This window comes from Propioniciclava sp., assembly GCF_036744435.1.
Lineage (GTDB): Bacteria > Actinomycetota > Actinomycetes > Propionibacteriales > Propionibacteriaceae > Propioniciclava.
Genome location: NZ_DAIOIA010000160.1, coordinates 1 through 5,041, shown reverse-complemented (window position 1 = coordinate 5,041; position 5,041 = coordinate 1). Strand labels below are relative to the sequence as shown.

The window sequence follows — 5,041 nt, the reverse complement described above, 5'->3', positions numbered from 1 at the left end:
TCTCCGACGCCGACCTGGAGGCCGCCGCCCTGGCCGCCCCCGGCGTCGAGCGCACCCTGGACGGCCGCGGCGTCCGGAAGGTAATCGTCCGCGCGCCGAAGCTGGTCAACATCGTCCCGGCCTGAGAACGGCGGGTGCATCACCCGAAACACCAGACGTACGCGCCCTGCGCCCCGTATCCCGGGCGCGGGGCGCGTCAGTTGTGAGCGCGCATTCCTGCGTCTCGAGCGGCCAGCATGGGGAGTCATCGCAAGGATCTGGCGGGGTGCGACCACGCAGCACGCGATGCCTTCGGGGCCCAGAGGAAAAGGGGGGGAGGAAAGAATGGAGCGGGCGACGGGAATCGAACCCGCGTGTCCAGCTTGGGAAGCTGGCGCTCTACCATTGAGCTACGCCCGCGCGTTGCCGAGGCAACCCCGACATCATAGCGTCGAAGCGACAGCCTTCGCGAACTGAGCGCGGCGCGTCCCCGGACGGTGTTTCTGAGCCCGGGTAGTCTTCCTGCGTGAGTACCCCGAGGCCTGCGCGTGCCGTGCCCGCGCGCCCCGGACGAGCCCGCCGCCTCTTCCATGAGTTCATCGGCCTGCTCGGCGAGGTCTTCGTCACCGTCGGCATGTTCTGCCTGTTGTTCGCGGCCTGGCAGCTGTGGTGGACCGACGTGGTCGCCGACCAGGACTCGGCACAGGTGATCGCCTCCCTCGAAGGGGCCGACTCCGGGTGGGTCACCCCCGACGCGGTCGAGATGGGCGACGCCTTCGCGATCGTCAGGATCCCACGCTTCGGCGCCGACTACGCCCGTCCCATCTATGAGGGGACCACGCGCGACATCCTCAAGCGGGGGGTCGGCCACTACGAACAGACGGTCATGCCTGGCCAGGTCGGGAACTTCTCCCTGGCCGGCCACCGCGTCACCTACGGCAAGCCGTTCAATCAGATCGCGGAACTGGTCCACGGCGACCGCGTCATCATCGAAACGGCAGACACCTACTACGTGTATTCCGTCGTGGCCTCCGAGATCGTCCTACCGACCGACGTGCGCGTCGTCTTGCCCGTCCCGAACCAGCCCGGCGTCGCCCCCACCACGGCCATGCTCACGATGACCAGCTGCCATCCGGAGTTCAGCTCCCGCGAACGCTACGTCCAGCACGCCGTGCTGGAACAGACGCTGCCCAGAGCGGGCGGCCTACCTCCGGAGGTGCTGGCGGTGACGACCCCATGAGACTCTCGTTCTACGGAGCGCTGTGGCGGCTTCTGCCCGGACCGGTCGCGGTGAAGGCCATCCTCGCGCTGATCCTGTTCCTCGCGGTCGTGTGGGGACTGATGACGTGGGTCTTCCCCGCCATCGCCCCGTTCATGCCGTTCAACGACGTGACGGTCGAGGGCCCCTGACCCTCACTCCGTGGTGGCGTCCGCGGCGCCACGCCGGGGGCGGCTGCGCGTCGCCCGCCACACGTAGACGACGACGAGAGCCGTGCCCACCGCCGCGATGACCGCCCACCAGGGGAAGGTCAACGGCGAGGGGACCGTCGACCCGGCCACCTGATCAGCGGGCGGCGTCGGGAGAATACGGGTCCCCGTCACCAGGATGCGCTGTGAGTTGATGCCGAGCGGCGTGCAGGTCACCAGGGTGACCAGGTCCTCCCCGGGCACCTGACGCAGCGTCTCGGTCTCGGTCGGGTCCACCACCTTGATCTCGGACACCTGGTAGGTGAGCACCTGATCGAAGACCGTGATGGTGAACGTGTCGCCGACCTGGACCAGGTTCAGGTCCGTGAACATCTTCGCCGACGCCAACCCACGATGTGCCGTGAGGACGCTGTGCGTATCCTCCCCGCCGACCGGCAGGGACGTGCCTTCCAGGTGCCCCACGCCCTCCAACAGCACCTCGTCGGAGGTGCCGTGGTAGATCGGCAGATCGACGTCCGCGGTGGGAACCCGGAGGCGACCCATGACGCCGGACGCGTCGGCCCGGAGCAGTTCCTCATACGTTGGCCCCGTGCTGGAGGACGTTCCCTCCCCTTGGGGGAGGCGCTCGTTGGCCGCCAGGAGGGCCCCGGAGCTCAGTTCGGTGTTGTAGGCGCGGGCCAGGCGCAGCTGTTCGGCAGCGCTCGGCTCAAGCCCGACCTCCGACTGCTGCATATAGGTGCCGATCACCAGCGACTGGTTGTAGGCGGAGAACCACGCCGCGATGCTCGGATACAGCACCAGCATCATGCCGAGCCACGCGGCGACCCCGACGATCAGGGGAAGGATCCATCGAGCCACCCGGCCCTGCCGGGCACGCGTGCCCGCGCCATGCACTGTCATCGCTGAGCCATGTGAGAGCTGGACGCGCCGCAGGGCGACGAGGACCGAAGCCCTCGCCGCCCTGCAGGAAACGCGTCGATCACCCGGCGGTTCCGCGGTGGTGCCTGCGCACCAGGATCGCCCCGAAGCCGGCCAGCAGCAGCAGTCCGCCACCGATCGAGATCAGCAGCACCTGGCTGCCCGCACCGGTGAACGGCAGCTGCGGGACGCCCTGCTGGGTGTTGGTCACCGTGACGTCAGCCGCGGTGCTCGTCCCGGCCGTGACGCGCACGGCGGTGAGGGCTGCGGCGTCCACGGGGAGGACGTACCCGGCGGGGGCCGCGACCTCCTTGATGACGTAGCAGCGGTAGGCGGAGTTGATGGTCGCGTTCACGCTGTCAGACACGAACAGGCCAGCGACCGTCACGTTGCCGTTGGTCCCCGACGTGAACTGAGTCGCACCGGACACGCTGATCGCGGAGGCACCGGGCGCCGGCGTGGCCGAGCACGTCGCGGCGTACGGGTCGGCGGCCGGGTACACCTCGAACGTGGCGCCCTGCAGCGGACGGCTCTGGGCGTCGCGCTTGGCGATGAGCAGGTCGCCCCACTTCGTGACGACCGGGTCCGACGGGGTCCCGGGCGTGACGACGTTGCGCGTGTTGGCGTACAGGTTCGCAGTGTTGCTGATCGTCCCGCCCGCGGGGACGGTGGACACCACACCGGTGAAGGTGACGACGATCTTCTTGCCGCCCTGGGACTTCAACCACGTCAGGCCAGCCGGGGTGAACTCCACGGTCGCCGTCTGCCCGGCCACGTTCACGCTGTAGTAGCCGGCCGGAACCGTCGTGAGGGTGCCCGCATCGTTGAGCTGCACGCTGGCGACGGCAGGGCTGGTGAGCTCGGTGGCCATCGTGTCAGTGACGCGGTAGTAGGCGAAGTTGTTCGCCGGATCGATCTTCGCGATGTCGGAGGTCACCGGGAAGGTGACCGTCGACCCCAGACCCAGGCCGGTCTGGGCCGAGATCGTCTTGGTGATCGTCGCCAGGCCGTTCTTCGGGTAGACGTTGACCGAGTACAGCCAGTCGTTCTTGTAGGGGTAAGGAATGGTGACCACGAACGGGAGCGCACGGTCCACCACGGTGCTGGGCGCGGAGGTCTCGCAGACCAGGTATGCCGCGACCGAACGCCCCGACAGCGTCGTCTGCCCGTTGCTGCCGGTCGGCGCGCTCACGATGCCGGTGCCCAGGGTCTGACCTGCCAGAGAGGGGACGTCGCAGGCGTCGGCCGGAACGGCGAGGGTCGACAGCGTGTTCCAGTTTGCCGCAACGTTGAGGGGCAGCGAGGTGATCGGGTAGGCGGTGAAGACCACGTCGGCGACCGGGCTGGACGTCGGGCTCGACGCACCATCCGGGGTACCGGTTCCGGTACCGCCCTGCTGGCTCTTGTGAATGATGATGCTGCCCTGGCGAGTGAAGTCGATGTTCCCCGTCGGGTCAGCGGCGTGAGCCACCGGGACGAGGGTGAGTGCGCTGAGTGCGACGACCCCCAGCGTCGCGGCGAGCCGTGCGGCCCACCCTCGGCTTGTCGATTTCATGGTCGTTCCATTCCTTTCCTACGTGATATGCCGGGATGGCATATCACTGGTGTTGCAATCCCGCCTCAGGGACGGTGGGGGTGACGATAACGACGATGCGTGACCGCGGCGCCTACGGCGACTGCGACCAGCAACATTCCGGCAATCCAATATCCTGAAGCACCTTCGCCGCCGGTCAGCGGGAGCTTCACGCCTGGACTGAGCTGATTCGTGAAAGCACCAAGAACGATCGAGGTATGCGTGGCATCAATCACGACCTGATTCGGAGTGCTGTTAATAACGTAACCCACCGGAGCGGCAATCTCCACCAGCGAATACGTTCCCCAGGCAAGGTCACGCACGGCGAACTGACCCGCCACCGGATCGGTGTCGCGGCCGGAGTAGCCCGGCTGCCCGGTGTTGTCCGTGATGTCGAAGGGCGCACCTGCGGGTGAGGTCGGCGTCAGCCGCCAGGTGGAGCCGGCCAGCAGCCCGCCGGTGGGGCTCACCTTCGACCAGGTCACCGTTCCAAGCACTCGTGGGTTGGCGATGGTGCCGAGATCCACGGTGCGCGCTTTGGCGCTGATCGTGAACGGCCGCGGTGTCGCGTCGACGACGTAGCCGGCGGGGGCGGAGACCTCCACCAGCGAGTGCGCACCCAGTCCGACGGCGACGCGGAACCTACCGGGCGCCGGATCCTGATCGAGGCCCGTGTATCCGCTCGCGCCGACGTTGTCGGTCACCGAAAGAACGGTGCCTCCGGGGGCGTTGATCCGCCACGTCGTGTTTGCGAGGGGCTGGCCCGTCGTGGCATCCGTCTTGGTCCAACTGACCTGGCCTGCGGAGTTCACGAACGTGCAGACGATGTGAGTCCTTCGACCCGTGGGAACGTTCACATTGAAGTCGGTCCCCGTCGTCGTGGCGACAATGGGGTCGTTTCCATTCGCGGTATCCACACAGCTAAACGTCGTGGAATAGGCGCTCAACTGATTGGCCGAACCGGACGCCATGGCCTCCGTCAGGCGGTAGGTCGTGCCCCGTCGGGCGATGATGGGGCCTGCGGTGACGCTGGTCTGCGTGCCCTGCGTGGTAGCGGACGCGACCGCGACGCTCCCCTGCTGGATGGACACGGTGAACTGGTCGGAGGCCGAAGCACGGCTCTGCACCGACTTGCGGAGCTCC

5 protein-coding genes and 1 tRNA gene are annotated in these 5,041 nt (G+C 67.7%); 2 read left to right on the top strand and 4 right to left on the bottom strand.

What is annotated here, in order from left to right; translation table 11 throughout:
* Nucleotides 1-325 precede the first annotated feature (325 nt).
* Nucleotides 326-399 (bottom strand) — tRNA-Gly (locus V7E09_RS14315).
* Between the two features lie 106 nt (nt 400-505).
* On the opposite strand from V7E09_RS14315, the gene V7E09_RS14310 reads away from it, so the two are divergent.
* Both V7E09_RS14310 and V7E09_RS14305 read left to right on the top strand, forming a co-directional pair.
* Nucleotides 506-1,219: a class E sortase gene (locus tag V7E09_RS14310; RefSeq protein WP_324523586.1), complete on the top strand. Its 714-nt coding sequence runs from the start codon at nt 506-508 to the stop codon at nt 1,217-1,219.
* A complete protein-coding gene (locus tag V7E09_RS14305) occupies nt 1,216-1,389 on the top strand; it encodes a hypothetical protein (protein WP_324510907.1) in 174 nt (57 codons plus the stop codon). The genes V7E09_RS14310 and V7E09_RS14305 overlap by 4 nt, the downstream gene beginning before the upstream one ends.
* A 3-nt stretch (nt 1,390-1,392) precedes the next feature.
* On the opposite strand, the gene V7E09_RS14300 is transcribed toward V7E09_RS14305, so the two are convergent.
* From V7E09_RS14300 to V7E09_RS14290, 3 genes are all read right to left on the bottom strand, one after another.
* Nucleotides 1,393-2,307 carry a class C sortase gene (locus tag V7E09_RS14300; RefSeq protein WP_324510906.1) on the bottom strand — a complete coding sequence of 305 codons (915 nt, stop codon included), beginning with the start codon at nt 2,305-2,307 and terminating at the stop codon, nt 1,393-1,395.
* Between the two features lie 79 nt (nt 2,308-2,386).
* Nucleotides 2,387-3,880, bottom strand: coding sequence for a SpaH/EbpB family LPXTG-anchored major pilin (locus tag V7E09_RS14295; protein WP_324510905.1), 1,494 nt, complete (start codon nt 3,878-3,880; stop codon nt 2,387-2,389).
* A 65-nt stretch (nt 3,881-3,945) separates the two neighbouring features.
* Nucleotides 3,946-5,041, bottom strand: a 1,096-nt coding sequence (locus V7E09_RS14290; protein ID WP_324523584.1) for an MSCRAMM family protein, incomplete at its 5' end; no start/stop codon positions are given.